General features: G+C 71.1%; 12 protein-coding genes. All 12 read left to right on the top strand.

The window, feature by feature from the left end:
• Positions 1–114 precede the first annotated feature (114 nt).
• The 12 genes from AB0J74_RS23595 (at position 115) to AB0J74_RS23540 (ending at position 15,174) form a co-directional block, all read left to right on the top strand.
• Positions 115–633, top strand: coding sequence for a SigE family RNA polymerase sigma factor (locus AB0J74_RS23595; RefSeq protein ID WP_363451341.1), 519 nt, complete (start codon positions 115–117; stop codon positions 631–633).
• The gene (locus AB0J74_RS23590) at positions 630–1,802 is read left to right on the top strand and encodes a hypothetical protein (RefSeq protein WP_363451339.1); all 1,173 of its coding nucleotides are present in this window, start codon (positions 630–632) and stop codon (positions 1,800–1,802) included. Before AB0J74_RS23595 ends, AB0J74_RS23590 begins: the two co-directional genes overlap by 4 nt.
• Before the next feature lie 53 nt (positions 1,803–1,855).
• A complete protein-coding gene (locus AB0J74_RS23585) occupies positions 1,856–2,632 on the top strand; it encodes an SGNH/GDSL hydrolase family protein (RefSeq protein ID WP_363451337.1) in 777 nt (258 codons plus the stop codon).
• A gap of 35 nt (positions 2,633–2,667) precedes the next feature.
• Entirely contained in the window at positions 2,668–3,945 is a 1,278-nt protein-coding gene (locus AB0J74_RS23580) for an aminotransferase class V-fold PLP-dependent enzyme (protein WP_363451334.1), read from the top strand.
• A 25-nt stretch (positions 3,946–3,970) separates the two neighbouring features.
• The gene (locus AB0J74_RS23575) at positions 3,971–4,879 is read left to right on the top strand and encodes a sulfurtransferase (protein WP_363451332.1); all 909 of its coding nucleotides are present in this window, start codon (positions 3,971–3,973) and stop codon (positions 4,877–4,879) included.
• A gap of 111 nt (positions 4,880–4,990) precedes the next feature.
• The gene (locus tag AB0J74_RS23570) at positions 4,991–5,605 is read left to right on the top strand and encodes a helix-turn-helix domain-containing protein (protein WP_363451330.1); all 615 of its coding nucleotides are present in this window, start codon (positions 4,991–4,993) and stop codon (positions 5,603–5,605) included.
• Between the two features lie 67 nt (positions 5,606–5,672).
• The gene (locus AB0J74_RS23565) at positions 5,673–7,010 is read left to right on the top strand and encodes a biotin carboxylase N-terminal domain-containing protein (protein ID WP_363451328.1); all 1,338 of its coding nucleotides are present in this window, start codon (positions 5,673–5,675) and stop codon (positions 7,008–7,010) included.
• A 139-nt stretch (positions 7,011–7,149) separates the two neighbouring features.
• Positions 7,150–8,286 carry a hypothetical protein gene (locus AB0J74_RS23560; protein ID WP_363451326.1) on the top strand — a complete coding sequence of 379 codons (1,137 nt, stop codon included), beginning with the start codon at positions 7,150–7,152 and terminating at the stop codon, positions 8,284–8,286.
• A 296-nt stretch (positions 8,287–8,582) separates the two neighbouring features.
• Positions 8,583–10,079: a chaplin family protein gene (locus AB0J74_RS23555; RefSeq protein WP_363451324.1), complete on the top strand. Its 1,497-nt coding sequence runs from the start codon at positions 8,583–8,585 to the stop codon at positions 10,077–10,079.
• A 109-nt stretch (positions 10,080–10,188) separates the two neighbouring features.
• Positions 10,189–11,718 (top strand): acyl-CoA carboxylase subunit beta, encoded by a 1,530-nt coding sequence (locus AB0J74_RS23550; RefSeq protein WP_363451322.1) that lies wholly within the window; start codon positions 10,189–10,191, stop codon positions 11,716–11,718.
• Positions 11,719–11,734: 16 nt separating this feature from the next.
• Complete coding sequence (locus AB0J74_RS23545; RefSeq protein ID WP_363451320.1) at positions 11,735–12,880, top strand: acyl-CoA dehydrogenase family protein; 1,146 nt, start codon at positions 11,735–11,737, stop codon at positions 12,878–12,880.
• An 89-nt stretch (positions 12,881–12,969) separates the two neighbouring features.
• Positions 12,970–15,174 (top strand): MMPL family transporter, encoded by a 2,205-nt coding sequence (locus tag AB0J74_RS23540; RefSeq protein ID WP_363451318.1) that lies wholly within the window; start codon positions 12,970–12,972, stop codon positions 15,172–15,174.
• The last annotated feature ends 24 nt before the right edge of the window (positions 15,175–15,198 follow it).

Raw genomic sequence — 15,198 nt, 5'->3', positions numbered from 1 at the left:
GTGCCAAAAAACTGGCGAACCGTTTTCGGCGAGGCGGCAACCATTCACGGCCGTTTACTCGTCTCGGGTGGCGCCGGAAGGTTCCGGCCAAAACCAGCCAACGGAGGATCCAGAGTGGACGAGTTCGACTCCTTCGTCAGGGCCCGAACGCCGGCCCTGTTGCGGTCGGCCTATCTGCTGACCGGCGACCAGCACCTGGCGGAGGATCTCGTCCAGTCCGCGCTCGCGCGTACCCACCGTTCCTGGAAGCGGTTGAACGCCGTCGAGAACGCCGAGGCCTACACCCGCCGGACGATGTACCACCTCCAGGTCTCCTGGTGGCGCCGGGGCCGGGTGGCCGAGTCGCTCACCGACCAGATGCCCGAGCCGCGCGCCCGCGATGCCGGGCCGGACCACGCGGCGCACACCACACTCCGGATCACCCTGCGGAACGCGCTGCTCAAGCTGACCAACCGCCAGCGGGCGGTGCTTGTCCTGCGGTTCTTCGAGGACCGCACCGAGGCCGAGGCCGCCGACCTGCTCGGCGTCACGATCGGCACGGTCAAGAGCCAGACGGCCAAAGCCCTGGCCCGGATGCGTGCCGTGGCGCCGGAGCTGGCCGACCTGTACGTCCCGGAAGGAAGTGCCCGATGAACTTCGACCAGTTGCGCGCGGACCTGGGCGACCTGGCCGACGAGGTGCAGTCGGTCGACCTGCACGAGCGGGCCCTGGCGACGTCACGCAGGCTCGCGCGGCGGCGCGCGATGGCAACGGGGGCGGCCGCCGCGGTGGTGGTGGTCGCCGCCGGCGGGATCGCGCTCAGCGGCCTGCTCGGCGGCGACCGTCCGCCGGTCGGCCCGGCGAACACGCCGTCGGCGACGGCACCGCCGACCATCACCCCGGGCCCGACGGTGACCGCGACCACCACGCCACCGGCCGCGCCGCTCAAGGCCCTGACGACGGCCGAGGTCCGGCAGGCGACGATCGACGTGCCGGCGTGGCGAACCGACGCCTGCCCGGACGGCCGCCAGCCGGTGCCCAACACGAACACCGACGACCGGAACCTGACGGTCACCGGCGACGTGGTCCTGGCCGATGTCGACCGCGATGGCGCCGGCGACGCGCTGATCCTGCTGCGCTGCCGGGCCTACCCGCGCCCCGGCGCCGACGAGGTGATCGAGGATCAGGTGCTCGCGCTCCACCGGGCCGCCGACGGCTCGGTCGCGACGCTCGGCCGGGTCGTCGCGAACCGGCCGGAGCCCGGCGGTGGCGTGCTCGGCGAGGTCCAGGCGGTGGCCGGCGGGGGCATCCGCGTCCTCTGGTTCGACAGCCAGCCCGGACACCCGGACAACGGCTTCCAATGGCGGGTGTACGGGTGGAACGGCAGCGGTTTCGCCCAGACCGGTGGGCCGGCGTCGTTCCCGAAGATCACGGTCGACCTGAAGATCTCGGCGACGAAGACCGTCAAGCTGACCCGCGACCCCTCCGACGCCTGGACCGGTGACCTGGTGATCACGGTGACCAACGCCGGCAACCGGACGGCCACCGACGCGACGGTGACGCTCGAGCTGCCGGTGCCCGCGGTGGTGCAGTCGATGACCGGAGCGGCCGGGAAACTGCCGACCGTCGCGTCCCAGGGTCCGCCGCGGATCCTGACGGCGGCCCTCAAACCGCTGGCCGCCGGCAAGTCCGTGACCGTGACGATGCGCCTGGTCTACCCGGGTGACGCGGCACCGGGTGGCGGCACGGTCCGGATCGGCGCGGTCGGCGACAAGTCCCCGGCCAACAACAGCGCCGCCTTCGGCGTGGATCCCGTCGAGTGACGTTGCCGACAAGGATTGGTGCGTCCCGGTGGGCACGGTGCCAAAATGCGGTCGTGCAATGGCGCAGTTTCGTGGCGGTCGGAGACAGCTTCACCGAGGGAATGGACGATCCCTATCCCGACGGCACCTACCGCGGCTGGGCCGATCTGGTCGCGTCGCGGCTGGCCGTCGACGCCCCCGAGTTCCGCTACGCCAACCTGGCGATCCGCGGCCGGCTGTTTCCCAACGTGGTCGCCGAGCAGGTGCCGGCCGCCCTCGCGATGAAGCCCGACCTGATCAGCTTCGCGGCGGGCGGCAACGACGTCCTGCGCCGTTCGTTCGACCCCGACGTGCTGGTCGCTCGCTTCGACGCGGTGATCGGCGAACTGCGGTCGACCGGCGCCGACGTCGTGGTGTTCCGGTTCGCCGACGTGACCGCCCGGTTGCCCGGGCAGAAGATCATCGGCCCGCGTACGGCGCTGCTCAACCGCGCGGTCGGCGAGACCGCTGAGCGGCACGGCGCCCGCCTCGTCGACCTCTTCGTCGACCACGAGTTCCACAACCCGGTGATGTGGGGCCCGGACCGGCTGCACCTGTCGGCCCTCGGGCACCGCCGGGTCGCCGGGCATGTGCTCGCCGCGCTGGGCGTGCAGTCCGATCCGGAATGGATGGTGCCGCCGGAGCGACTGCCGTCGGCCCGCTGGCTCGCGGCCCGGGCCGCCGACGCCGCCTGGGCCGGCCGGCACCTGGCGCCCTGGGTCAAGCGCCGGATCACCGGCCGCTCCTCCGGTGATCTGATCACCGCGAAGCGGCCCGACCTGACCCCGTTCGGCCTGAGCAACGCCGAGTGACCCGGGTGTGACGTTGGCGGTGTTCACTGTGCTCTATGGCACAGCTCAGCCGCCGGGGTCTGCTGGGTGCGACCGCCGCCGTCGGCCTCCTTGGTGTCGCGGCCTGCGACGGTGCGCAGACCGCCGCGCCGCGACCCTTCGATCCGGGCGACTGGGCCAGTGTGCGGGCCCAGTTCGACCTGGCGCCCGAGGTCGCACACCTGTCGACCTTCGTCTTCGCGCCGCACCCGGCCGGCGTCCGGGCCGCGATCGAGCAGCACCGGGCCGGGCTCGACCGCGACCCGATCGGCTATCTGCATGCCAACGAGGCGGCGGCTGAGAGCCGGGTGGCCGGGGCGGCGATGAAATACCTCGGCACCGGGGTCGACCGGGTGGCGTTCACCGACTCGACCACGCTCGGCCTGGGGTTGCTCTACGGCGGCTTGCGGCTGGCCGCCGGCGACGAGGTGCTGACCAGCACGCACGACTTCTACGCCACCCACGAGGCGCTGCGGCTGCGGGCCGAGCGCGACGGCGTCACCGTCCGCCAGGTCGCGCTCTACGCCGAGCCGGCCAGGGCGAGCACCGACGAGATCGTCGGCAAGCTGGTGGCGGCGGTCGGGCCGCGCACCAAGGTGGTCGCCCTGACCTGGGTGCACTCGAGCACCGGCGTCCGGCTGCCGATCCGGGCGATCGCCGACGCCCTCGCCGGCCGCGACCTGCTCCTCTGCGTCGACGGAGTGCACGGCTTCGGCGCCCTCGACGCCGCGCCCGAGAGCCTGGGCTGCGACTTCCTGGTCTCGGGTGGGCACAAGTGGCTGCACGGCCCGCGCGGCACCGGGCTGGTCTGGGGCTCCGAACGGGGTTGGGCCCGGTTCACCCCGAGCGTGCCGTCGTTCGACGGGCGCAGCCTGGTCGGCTGGATGACCGGGGGTCGGGCGGCGACGCCGCCCGGTGCCGCGGCGACGCCCGGCGGCTATCACAGCTTCGAGCACCGCTGGGCCCTCGCCGAGGCCTTCGACCTGCACGACAGCATCGGCCGCGACCGGGTCGCCGGGCGGGTCCGTGACCTGGCCACCCGGCTCAAGGCCGGCCTGGCCGGCATCGCCGGGGTCACCCTGATGACGCCGCGGGACCCGGAACTCTCCGCCGGGGTGGTCTGTTTCACCGTCGGCCAGGTGACCGCCGAGGAGGCGGTCGGCCGGCTCGCCGCGGCCAAGGTGGTCGCCAGCGTCACCCCCTACCGCACCTCCTACGTGCGGCTCGGCCCGACCATCGCCAACAGCGAGGAGCACGTCGACGCCGCGGTGCGTGCGGTTCGTGACCTCGGGTGACCGTGGCGGGTATAGCGTTGCGCTTATGTCCGTTTCCAACGACCCGGACCCCCGGCTGCAGACCTACGCCGACCCGCACTCGCTGGTCACCACCGAGTGGCTGGCGGAAAATCTGGGGCGCGACGGCCTGGTGGTCGTCGAGTCCGACGAAGACGTGCTGCTCTACGAGTCCGGGCACATCCCGGGCGCGATCAAGGTCGACTGGCACACCGAGCTCAATGACGAGGTGACCCGCGACTATGTCGACCCGGAGGGCTTCGCCGCCCTCTGCTCGGGGAAGGGCATCAGCCGCGACGACACGGTCGTCTTCTACGGTGACAATTTCAACTGGTGGGCGGCGTACGCCCTCTGGGTGTTCTCTCTTTTCGGCCACCCCGACGTGCGCCTGCTCGATGGCGGCCGGCAGAAATGGGCCGCCGAAGGGCGCGAACTGACCCGCGACCGCACCCAGCGCCCGCCCACGCCCTACCCGGTGCCGCGCCGCGACGACGCCCGCATCCGGGCGTTCCGCGAGCAGGTGCTGGCCCACATCCAGGCCGGTCGGCCGCTGGTCGACGTGCGTTCGCTCGACGAATACACCGGCAAGCTCCTGGCCATGGAGGCCTACCCGCAGGAGGGCGCGCTGCGCGGCGGCCACATTCCGGGCGCGGTCAGCAAACCCTGGAAGGCGGCGGCCAACGACGACGGCACCTTCAAGTCGGCCGACGAACTGCGCGCGATCTACGCCGACCAGCTGGGACTGTCCGAAGGGGACGACATCATCGCCTACTGCCGGATCGGGGAGCGCTCCAGCCACACCTGGTTCGTGCTGCGGCACCTGCTGGGTTATTCGCACGTGCGTAACTACGACGGCTCGTGGACCGAGTGGGGCAACCTGGTGCGCTCACCGATCGCGCGTGGCGAAGAGCCCGGCTCGCTGAAGCGGGGAACGTGACGTGCGGCACGCGAAACCATCGGACAAATCACCACAGAAACCCCCGAAATCCGGGGCCGAATTCAAGATCGCGACACCTTGTTGGTCTTGACAGCTGGCTAGGCTGGCCACGTGACGCTGGAACAACAAGCGGACCCCGCCATCCCGAGCGCCGCGTCCACCCCGCCGAAGCGCCGATCCCGGCGCGACGAGATCCTCGAGATCGCGGTCGGGCTGTTCGCCGCCCGGGGCTATCACGGCGTCTCGATGGACGACATCGGCTCCGCCGCCGGGGTCACCGGGCCGGCGCTCTACCACCATTTCGCCGGCAAAGAGGCGATGCTCGTGGCCGCCCTCATCCCGGTCAGCGAGGGTCTGCTGGCCGGTGGCCGCGAGCGGGTCGCCCGGCATCCCGGCGAGGCCGCACTGGCGTCGCTGGTCGAGTTCCACGTCGACTTCGCGCTGGCCAACCCCGCGGTGATCGCCCTGCACCTGCACGAACTCGACCGGCTGCCCGACGACCCGCGCCGGCAGATCCGCCGTCTGCAGCGGCTCTACGTCGAAGAGTGGGTCAAGGTCCTCACCCGGATCCGTCCGGAACTCACCGCGCCCGAGGCCCGGGTGCTCGCACACGCCGCGTTCGGCCTGATGAACTCCACCCCGTTCCTCGGCGGCGAGGTCAACCGCGAGCGGCTGGCCGACCTGCTCCGGGTCGCCACCATGGCGGCGTTGCGCGACACCGCCTGAGCAGGAGCGGCAGCAGGACCATTTATCCTCCAGCCGGGCAGTGCCGCCCGCCGAAAGGGGAGTCCTGATGATCGAGTCTTTGCTGGTCGCCAACCGCGGCGAGATCGCGCGCCGGGTGCTCCGCACGGCCAACCGGCTCGGCGTACGCACGATCGCCGTCTACTCCGAGGCCGACGCCGACCTGCCCTTCGTGGCCGAGGCCGACGAGGCGGTGCTGATCGGCCCGGCCAACGTCGCGCAGAGTTACCGCAACGTCGAGGCGATCCTGCAGGCGGCCAAGACCACCGGCGCGCAGGCCGTACACCCTGGCTATGGGTTCCTGTCGGAGAACGCCGAGTTCGCCCGCGCGGTCGAGGCCGCGGGCCTGATCTGGGTCGGCCCCGGACCCGCCGCGATCAGCGCGATGGGCGACAAGATCAACGCGCGCAACCTGATGGCCGCCGCCGGCGTGCCGGTCGCACCCGGCACCACCGACCCGGCGGCGTCGGTGGACGCGGCGGTCGAGGCGGCCGCCGGCATCGGCTACCCGGTGATGGTCAAGGCCGCCGCCGGCGGTGGCGGCATGGGCATGGGCGTCGCCGCCGACGAGGCCGCGCTGCGCACCGAGTACGCGAAGGTGCAAACCTTCGCCGAGCGGATGTTCGGCGACGGCGCGGTGCTGATCGAGCGCTATTTCGCCCGGGTACGCCACGTCGAGGTGCAGATCCTGGGCCTGGCCGACGGCACCGTGGTGGCGCTCGGCGAGCGCGAGTGCTCGGTGCAGCGGCGCAACCAGAAGCTGGCCGAGGAGTCGCCGTCACCGGCGGTCACGCCCGAGTTGCGGGCCCGGCTGCTGGCCGCGGCCGTCCGGGCCGGCGAGGCGGTCGGCTACCGCAACGCGGGCACCGTCGAGTGCCTGCTGGAGCCGGCCACCGGCGAGTTCTTCTTCCTGGAGATGAACACCCGGCTCCAGGTGGAGCACCCGGTGACCGAATTGGTTTACGGCGTCGACCTGGTCGAGGAGCAGTTGCGGGTGGCCGCCGGCCTGCCGCCGCTGTTCGACCCGGCCGCCCTGGCGCCCCGCGGGCACGCCATCGAGCTGCGAGTCAACGCCGAAGACCCGAAGCGTTTCCTGCCCGGCCCGGGCGCGATCAGCACCTGGGTCGAGCCGACCGGCGAGGGCGTCCGGGTCGACTCGGGGTACACCGCAGGGACGACAGTCACGCCGTTCTACGACTCGTTGATGGCCAAGCTCGTTGTCTATGGCGACGACCGTGCGCAGGCGCTCGACCGGGCCCGGGCCGCCGTCGCCGGCTTCGAGATCGTGGGTCCGAAACAGAACCTGCCATTCTTCGCCGAGCTGCTCGAGCAGGCGGAGTTCGTTTCCGGTGACTACGACACGGGCATCGTTGGCCGCATGCGATAAGTCACGGGATGACCAATTTTTCCCATTCACCTGCGTGACCCGCTCCAGGCCAGTTCGTTACCTAGAGCAGTGGCGGTCATAACCGGTCAAATCAGGCCGGACCGCCACTCCTAACGAACCGGCGAGCGGAAGGCCAACCATGATTCGGTCGGGGGTCGAGCGCAAGCAGCGCACGGCGCCGCGGCGGGTCCTGGTCCGGACGCTCGTCGTCGGTGGTCTCGCGGGGGCGGCTTGGCTGCTGTCCGCGTCGGCGGCGCAGGCCGCCGGTGCGGAACCGGTCGCCGATCAGGGTGCGAGGTCCGTCCTCGCGCCACTGACCGGGGTACTGGAGACCGCGAAGCCGGTGTTGAGCACGGCGACCGGCCTGCTCGACGGAGCGCTGCCGGTGACGGCAGAGCCGACCGTCGAGCGACCGGTGTCGACCGGCCGGACCACCGCGCAGCGGGTCATCTCGGATCCCGCCGCGGCCGTCGTCGCGCCCAGCACGACGGCACAAGGCTCCATCGTCATCGCGGGCGCGGCACCGGCAGCGAAGCCGGAACCCGCCGCCGCCCGTACGGCCGTCCGACTCAGCATCCCCGACGGGACGCCGAGCCGCTCGGCGGACCGGTCCGGACCGCACACCAGCGGGCCGGCCGGCACACCTGGACCGGTCGCTCCGCTCGGGGTAACCCGTGCGCTGGCCGTCCCGGGCGCCCTGCTTACCCCCGTGGCTCAGGTCGCCCTGCCGGTCCTCGCGCCGGTGACCGCGTTTCTCCGCCCGATGACCTCGATGCTGCGACTCTTCGCGGCACCGCTGTTCAGGACGGCGGGCGCGGTAACCCGGACGGTGACCGGCACCCTGTCCGGCCCTCGCGGCCGGCCAACCCCGGCTGTCACGCCCGTCGGCTTCGTCGGCGTGCACGGACGCGTGTCATCCCGCACGCCCGGCACGACCGCTCCCGGTTCGGCCAGCGTCGCCGAACCTCGGGCCACTCACACCGGGACAAGCACCATCCGGCAATACGTCGGTCTGTCGGAGCGCGTGGCCTCGGCCGCGTCGAACCGCGGGAACGGCGATACGCCCCGCGAGCCCTATCCCGGTCCTATTCGGGGCGAGGGCAGCGCGTCGGGCACCCCGGCCAGCGCGTCGGGGTCGCCGGCGGGAGGTGGTGCGTTCGCCACCGTTCCCTCGTCGGTTGTGGGCAGCATGGTGGCCTTCCAACTGCTGCCGAAGCCGGCCGACAGTGCGGTTCCCCGGCATGACGCCGAGGCACCGACCGTCTCACCTGACTAGTGATGCAGGACCTGCACCGTCGAGGACGGGCAGGAGCCACAGCCCCACCCGGGCCACACGGTCCGCGGTAGCGCGGCAGACCAGGAAATCCCGATAACCGCTCTGACTAGCGGCGAGTTCCTGGCCGGACATCACGAACGACACCTGGGCGCACGTCGACAGGCGGAGTCAGGACCCATCACGGCACCGTCGCGCCCGGACAAGGCGACACCGCAACACCCTCTTATCTGACATTTCTCGAAAGGTCACTTCACCCAATGAAGACTTGGGTTCGTAAGTCCATCAGCGTTGGCGTCATGGCCGCGGGTGGTCTCCTTGCTACGCAGGCGGCGGCGCACGCCGACTTCGTCAGCACCGGCAACTTCGGCGCAGTCAACGGAAACCAGATCTACCTGCCGATCCAGGCACCGATCGACGTCTGCGGCAACAGCATCGCCGCCGGCCTCGCTGGGGCGTATTCGGCGTGTGACGGTGGCTCGGCCGCGATCAACGGCGGCACTGAGAGCGACTTCGTCAGCGCCGGCAACTTCGGCGCCGCCAGCGGCAACCAGGTCTACCTGCCGATCCAGGCACCGATCGACGTCTGCGGCAACGCCATCGCGGCTGTCGCCGCCGGAGCGTTCGCAACGTGCGATGGCGGGTCGGTCGCGGTGCACGGCGATGGAGAAGACCGCCGTCACAGCGACGACGACAAGGGCTACCAGAAGCACCACGGCGGCGACGAGTTCGCCGCCATGGCCGAGGGCAAGGGCAAGGGCAAGGACAAGGACCGGCACAAGCGTGACTGGGACGACGCGGGTTACACCTGGATCACGTCGGGCAACTACGGGTTGCTGAACGGCAACCAGGTCTACGCGCCGATCCAGGTGCCCATCAACATCTGTGGCAACGCCATCGCGATTCTCGGGGCGGGCGCCGCTGCATCGTGCGATGGCGGCGCGGTGGCCGTCAAGGAAAGCGCTCGGGCCGACGGCTACGACCACGACGGTCGCGATCACGATGGCAAGGGCCGCGATCACGACGGCAACGGCGGCACGCTCTTCTACAGCGCTAACAACTACGGTCTCGCCAACGGCAACCAGGTGTACGCGCCGATCCAGGCGCCGATCGACATCTGCGGCAACGCCATCGCGATTCTCCTCGCCGGGGCGTCCGCGCACTGCGACGGTGGGTCGGTCGCGGTCCAGGAGAGCGCGCGCAGCAACGGTTGGGACGACAATGACGTCACGATGATCTCCTACGGCAACTACGGCGCCCTCAACGGCAACCAGGTCTACCTGCCGATCCAGGCGCCGATCGACATCTGCGGCAACGCCATCGCTGCCGGCCTGGCCGGGGCGTCCGCGTCTTGCGACGGCGGTTCGGTCGCGATCCACGAGAGCGCTCGTGCCGAAGGAGCGCGCGACGAGGCGCTGCCGGTGCTGGGCCAGCTTCCCGTCGTGGCCGGCCTGCCGCTCGTCGGGCAGTTGGGCCAGGGCGCGGCTCCGGCCGCGCCCAAGGCGGACACTGCCCCGGGCGCCCGCTCGACCACCGGTGCCACCGAGGGCGACGACTACGACGACGCTGGCCGTCACGGCAAGGACCACAACCGTGGCAAGCACGGCGACGACCACCGGGGCGCGCACAACGGTGGCAAGACCCTCATCAGCGCCGGCAACTACGGTCTCCTGAATGGCAACCAGGTCCTGTCCGGGCTCCAGCTTCCCCTGGACATCAGCGGCAACGGGATCGCCGCGCTGGGCGCCGGCGCCTTCGCGCACAGCACCGGCGGGGCAGCCGCCATCTCCAACTGATCCACCCGCACGCAGCACCATCGGGGCCCCCGCAACCTGCGGGGGCCCCTTCGCATGTCCGGGTGTAGTAACCTAACGATCGTTCAGCAGCGTGGGCGAAGGGGTCGGTGTGGCACTCGACGACGAAGAGCTCGAGCAGCTCGGCAAGCGGGTCCGGGCCGGTGGCGCGGAGCGTTACCACGCGGCCAACGCCGCCAAGGGCAAGTTGTTCGCCCGCGAGCGGGTCGCCCGCCTGGTCGACGAGGGTTCCTTCGTCGAAGACGGGCTCTATGCCAACGCGCTGGCCGAGGGGCTGCCGGCCGACGGCGTGATCACCGGCCAGGCGATGATCGACGGCCGCCGGGTCTGCCTGATGGCCAACGACTCGACGGTCAAGGCCGGCTCCTGGGGCGCCCGCACGGTGGAGAAGATCATCCGGATCATCGAGCGGGCCTACCAGTCCGGCCTGCCGATGGTCTACCTGGTCGACTCGGCCGGCGCCCGGATCACCGACCAGGTCGACCTGTTCCCGGGCCGGCGCGGCGCCGGGCACATCTTCTGGAACCAGGTCCGGGCCTCCGGCTCGATCCCGCAGGTCTGCGCGCTGTTCGGGCCGTCGGCGGCCGGCGGCGCCTACATCCCGGCGTTCTGCGACGTGGTCGCGATGGTCGACGGCAACGCGAGCATGTATCTGGGCTCCGACCGCATGGTCGAGATGGTGACCGGCGAGAAGACCACGCTCGAGGCGATGGGCGGCGCGGCGGTGCACACCCGCGAGTCCGGCGTCGGCCATTTCCTCTGCAAGACCGAGGACGACGCGCTCGACACGGTCCGCCGTTATCTGTCCTACCTGCCGGCCAACCACACCGAGCAGCCGCCGGCCGCCGCGGCCGTCGGCGCGCCCGAGATCGACCTGGCCGCGCTGGTGCCGGCCAGCGAGCGGCAGGCGTTCGATATGCGCCGGTTCGCCAAGGGCCTGCTCGACGAGGGGTCGTTCTTCGAGATCCAGGCGCTCTGGGCCAAGGAGCTGACCATCGGTTTCGGCCGCCTCGACGGCCAGGTGGTCGGCGTGGTCGCCAACAACTCGATGTTCAAGGGCGGCGTGCTGTTCGTCGACTCGGCCGACAAGGCCACCCGGTTCGTCCAGCTCTGCGACGCGTTCAACGTGCCGCTGCTCTTCCTCTCCGACGTGCCCGGCTTCATGGTCGGCACCGCGGTCGAGAAGGAAGGCATCATCCGGCACGGCGCCAAGATGATCACCGCGATCAGCGAGGCCACCGTGCCGAAGATCTGCGTGGTCGTGCGCAAGGCCTACGGCGCCGGCCTCTACGCGATGGCCGGCCCCGGCTTCATGCCCGACGCCACGATCGCCCTGCCCACCGCGAAGATCGCCGTGATGGGCGCCGAGGCCGCGGTCAACGCCGTCTACGCCAACAAGATCGCCGCGATCGAAGACCCCGAGGAGCGGGCCGCCTTCGTGACGGAGCGCCGCGAGGCCTACGAGCGCGACATCGACATCGTGCACCTCGCCAGCGAACTGGTGGTCGACGCGATCGTCGCGCCCGAACTGCTGCGCGCCGAACTGGTCGCCCGCTACGCCGCCGCCCGCGGCAAAGACCGCCATTTCTCCCGCCGTCGCCACGGCGTGACACCCGTCTAAAGAACTAGGAGCCCCCATGCTCAACGAGGAGCACGAGGCGCTGCGTGAAAGCGTCCGCGAGTTCGCACAGGACGTGGTCGCGCCCGTCATCGCCAAGCACTACGACAACCACACCTTCCCCTACGACATCGTCGCCGCGATGGGCAAGATGGGGCTGTTCGGCCTGCCGTTCGCCGAGGAGCACGGCGGCATGGGCGGCGACTACTTCGCTCTCTGCCTCGCCCTCGAAGAGCTGGCCCGGGTCGACTCGAGCGTGGCGATCACCCTGGAGGCCGCGGTCTCCCTGGGCGCCATGCCCGTCTACCGGTTCGGCACCGAGGAGCAGAAGCGCCGCTGGCTGCCGCCGTTGCTGCGGGGCGAGGCGCTGGCCGGCTTCGGCCTGACCGAGCCGGGCTTCGGCAGCGACGCCGGCGGCACCGCCACCCGGGCCGTGCTCGACGGCGACGAATGGGTGATCAACGGCGCAAAGGCATTCATCACCAACTCCGGCACCGACATCACCTCGTTCGTCACGGTGACCGCGGTGACCGGCGTCCGCCCCGACGGCGGCAAGGAACTGTCGACCATCATCGTGCCCTCCGGCACGCCCGGTTTCACGGTGGCGCCCGGCTACTCCAAGGTGGGCTGGTGCGCGTCCGACACCCACGAGCTGACCTTCGACAACGTCCGCGTACCCGCGGAGAACCTGCTCGGTGAGCGCGGGCGCGGCTTCGCCCAGTTCCTGCGGATCCTCGACGAGGGGCGCATCGCGATCGCCGCGCTGGCGGTCGGCCTCGCGCAGGGCTGCGTCGACGAGTCGGTGCGCTACGCCAAGGAGCGCCACGCGTTCGGCCAGCCGATCGCCGGCTTCCAGGCCATCCAATTCAAGATCGCCGACATGGAGAAGCGCGCCCACCTGGGCCGCCTGGCCTACCACGACGCAGCGGCCGCGATGCTCGCCGGCCGCGACTTCAAGCGCCAGGCCGCGATCGCCAAGCTCTACGCCAGCGAGAGCGCCGTCGACAACGCCCGCGACGCCACCCAGATCCACGGCGGCTACGGCTTCATGAACGAGTTCCCGGTCGCCCGCTTCTGGCGCGACTCGAAGATCCTGGAGATCGGCGAGGGTACGTCGGAGATCCAGCGCCTGGTCATCGCGCGCGACATGGGGATCGTGGCTTAAACCCGACGCTAACCCCGGCCGAATGCCTGGTGACGCGGGCCGATCCGAGGTGCTTGCATTCCCCGGTACTCATCCGGGGAGGTCCAACCATGTTCGGTGCGCTCGGTCGGGCGATGGTCCGCTGGCGGTGGCCCGTGCTGGCGGTCTGGCTGGTGCTGGTGATCGGCGGCGCGGCGTTCGGCGGCACGGTGTTCGACCGGTTGGCGACCACTGACAACCTGCGGCCCGACGCCGAGTCGCAACGGGCCGATCAGCGGGTCCAGCAACTCAAGCCCGAGGGTGAGAAGGTCGTCGCGGTCATCCGGGATCGCGACGTCTACGACCCCCCGCTGGTGGAGAACGTCCAGAAGATCGCCACCGAGATCCGCGGCATCGACGGCGTCACGTCCGTCGACGACCTCTACAGCGCGCCCGGCGGCCGGATCGGCGCCGACAACCGAAGCTCCCTTGTGGAGGTCGAGTTGCGGCCCGGCCTGTCCGACGGGCAGCGCGAGCAGGCCGAAGACCTGGTCGCGGCCGCTCTGCACCGGATCGACGCGCCGCAGGTGCTGGTCGGTGGCGAGAAACTGGCCGAGCGGGCGTTCGCCGAGCAGGCGATCAGCGACGCGGCGGTCGGTGAGAGCATCGCGCTGGTCGTACTCCTGGTCGTGCTGGTGTTGATCCTCGGTGGGTTCGTGGCCGGCCTGATCCCGCTGGCCGCCGCCTTCTCCTCGGTCGCCGCGACGCTGCTGGGGTTGCTGCTGTTGACCGCGCTCGGCGACGTCGGCGAGTTCACCGTCAACGTGGTGACGCTGCTGGGCATCGGCCTCGCGGTCGACTACGCGCTGCTGATGATCGCGCGGTTCCGGGAGGAGCGGGCGGCCGATCCGGGGGCGGCGCTCGACGAACTGCTCGCCCGGGTCACGGCGACCGCCGGCCGCACGGTGGTGATCTCCGGCCTGGCCGTCGCCGCCGCGATGCTCGGGCTGTTCGCCTTCGCCGAGCCGCTGCTCGCGAGCATGGCCCTCGGCGGGGCGGTCGTGGTCGTGCTCGCCACCCTCGCCGGGCTGACCGCCGTGCCGGCGCTGGTCGCGATCGGGCACCGGCGAATCCCGGAAGCCGGCACCCGGCACCGGCTCCTCGACCGGCTGCCCCGGCCTAAGCAGGCGTTGCTGCCCCGGCTCGCGGTGGTCGCGCAACGCAAGCCCGGTCCGGTCGCGCTGGCCGTCTCGGTCGGGCTGATCGCGCTGTCGCTGCCCTTCGTGCTCGGTGCCAACCTGGGCAACTCCGACGCCCGCGCGCTGCCGGCCGGCAGCGAGGCGCGCCAGCTCTACGAGGTCGTGCAGCGCGACTTCAACGTCGGCCGGGCCGAGCCGGTCGTCGTGGTGGTCAACACCGACCCGGCCACCGCCGCCGTCCGCGACCTGATGAACGAGCTCAACACCATGCCGGGGGTGGTGCTGATGCAACCGCGGCCCGACATCACCGGGCCCGCTGCGATCATCGACGTCACGCCGACCGGTGTCACCGCCGACCAGACCTCGCGCGACCTGGTGCGGCGGATCCGTGCCCTGAACACCCCGGTGCCGATGCTGGTCGGCGGGCCCGCGGCCGAACTCGTCGACTACCAGGCCTCGGTCGCGAGCCGGTTGCCGATCGCCGTGCTCGTGCTCTTCCTGGTCACCGTGGTCCTGCTCTTCGTGCTCACCGGCTCGCTGGTGATCCCGCTCAAGGCGCTGCTGATGAACGCGCTCACCCTGCTCGGCACGCTCGGCGTGCTGGTCGTGGTGTTCCAGTGGGGCGTCGGCGACGTGCTGCTCGGCTTCGACTCGTGGGGCGCGATCGACGTGACGACGCCGGTGCTGCTCTTCGTGTTCATCTTCGGGCTGTCGATGGACTACGAGGTCTTCCTGCTGGCCCGGATCAAAGAGGAATGGGATCAGCGGGTACGCCGCCGGCGCGCCGGTGCCGACGCCGCCGCCAGTGACCGCGCCGTGCTGGCCGGCATCACCAAGACCGGCCCGGTGGTCACCACCGCGGCGCTGTCCATCTCGGTGGTCTTCCTCGGCTTCCTGCTCGGCGGGCTGACCGCGGTCAAGGAGATCGGCTTCGGCATGGTGGTCGCGGTCGTGCTCGACGTGACCGTGGTCCGCGGCCTGCTGCTGCCGGCGCTGATGAGCCTGCTCGGCGAGTGGAACTGGTGGTCGCCCGCGCCGCTGCGCCGGCTGCACCAGCGCTGGTTCCAGACCGCCAGCGGGGCGCCGGTGCGGGCTACCGCGACCGTTGCACCACCCCGGGAGACGATTTCCACCTGACAACTACCTATCATCTGTCGGGAA

Source organism: Asanoa sp. NPDC049573 (genome assembly GCF_040676615.1).
Taxonomy (GTDB): Bacteria; Actinomycetota; Actinomycetes; order Mycobacteriales; family Micromonosporaceae; genus Asanoa.
Note: the sequence above shows the minus strand (reverse complement) of the source record. Positions and strands in the feature narration are given on the sequence as shown.

Bases quoted from the DNA above. Each gene is read 5' to 3' on its own strand.
- AB0J74_RS23590 (WP_363451339.1), top strand. From the start codon at position 630: ATGAACTTCGACCAGTTGCGCGCGGACCTGGGCGACCTGGCCGACGAG.
- AB0J74_RS23580 (WP_363451334.1), top strand. From the start codon at position 2,668: ATGGCACAGCTCAGCCGCCGGGGTCTGCTGGGTGCGACCGCCGCCGTC.
- AB0J74_RS23575 (WP_363451332.1), top strand. From the start codon at position 3,971: ATGTCCGTTTCCAACGACCCGGACCCCCGGCTGCAGACCTACGCCGAC.
- AB0J74_RS23565 (WP_363451328.1), top strand. From the start codon at position 5,673: ATGATCGAGTCTTTGCTGGTCGCCAACCGCGGCGAGATCGCGCGCCGG.
- AB0J74_RS23560 (WP_363451326.1), top strand. From the start codon at position 7,150: ATGATTCGGTCGGGGGTCGAGCGCAAGCAGCGCACGGCGCCGCGGCGG.
- AB0J74_RS23555 (WP_363451324.1), top strand. From the start codon at position 8,583: ATGGCCGCGGGTGGTCTCCTTGCTACGCAGGCGGCGGCGCACGCCGAC.
- AB0J74_RS23545 (WP_363451320.1), top strand. From the start codon at position 11,735: ATGCTCAACGAGGAGCACGAGGCGCTGCGTGAAAGCGTCCGCGAGTTC.
- AB0J74_RS23540 (WP_363451318.1), top strand. From the start codon at position 12,970: ATGTTCGGTGCGCTCGGTCGGGCGATGGTCCGCTGGCGGTGGCCCGTG.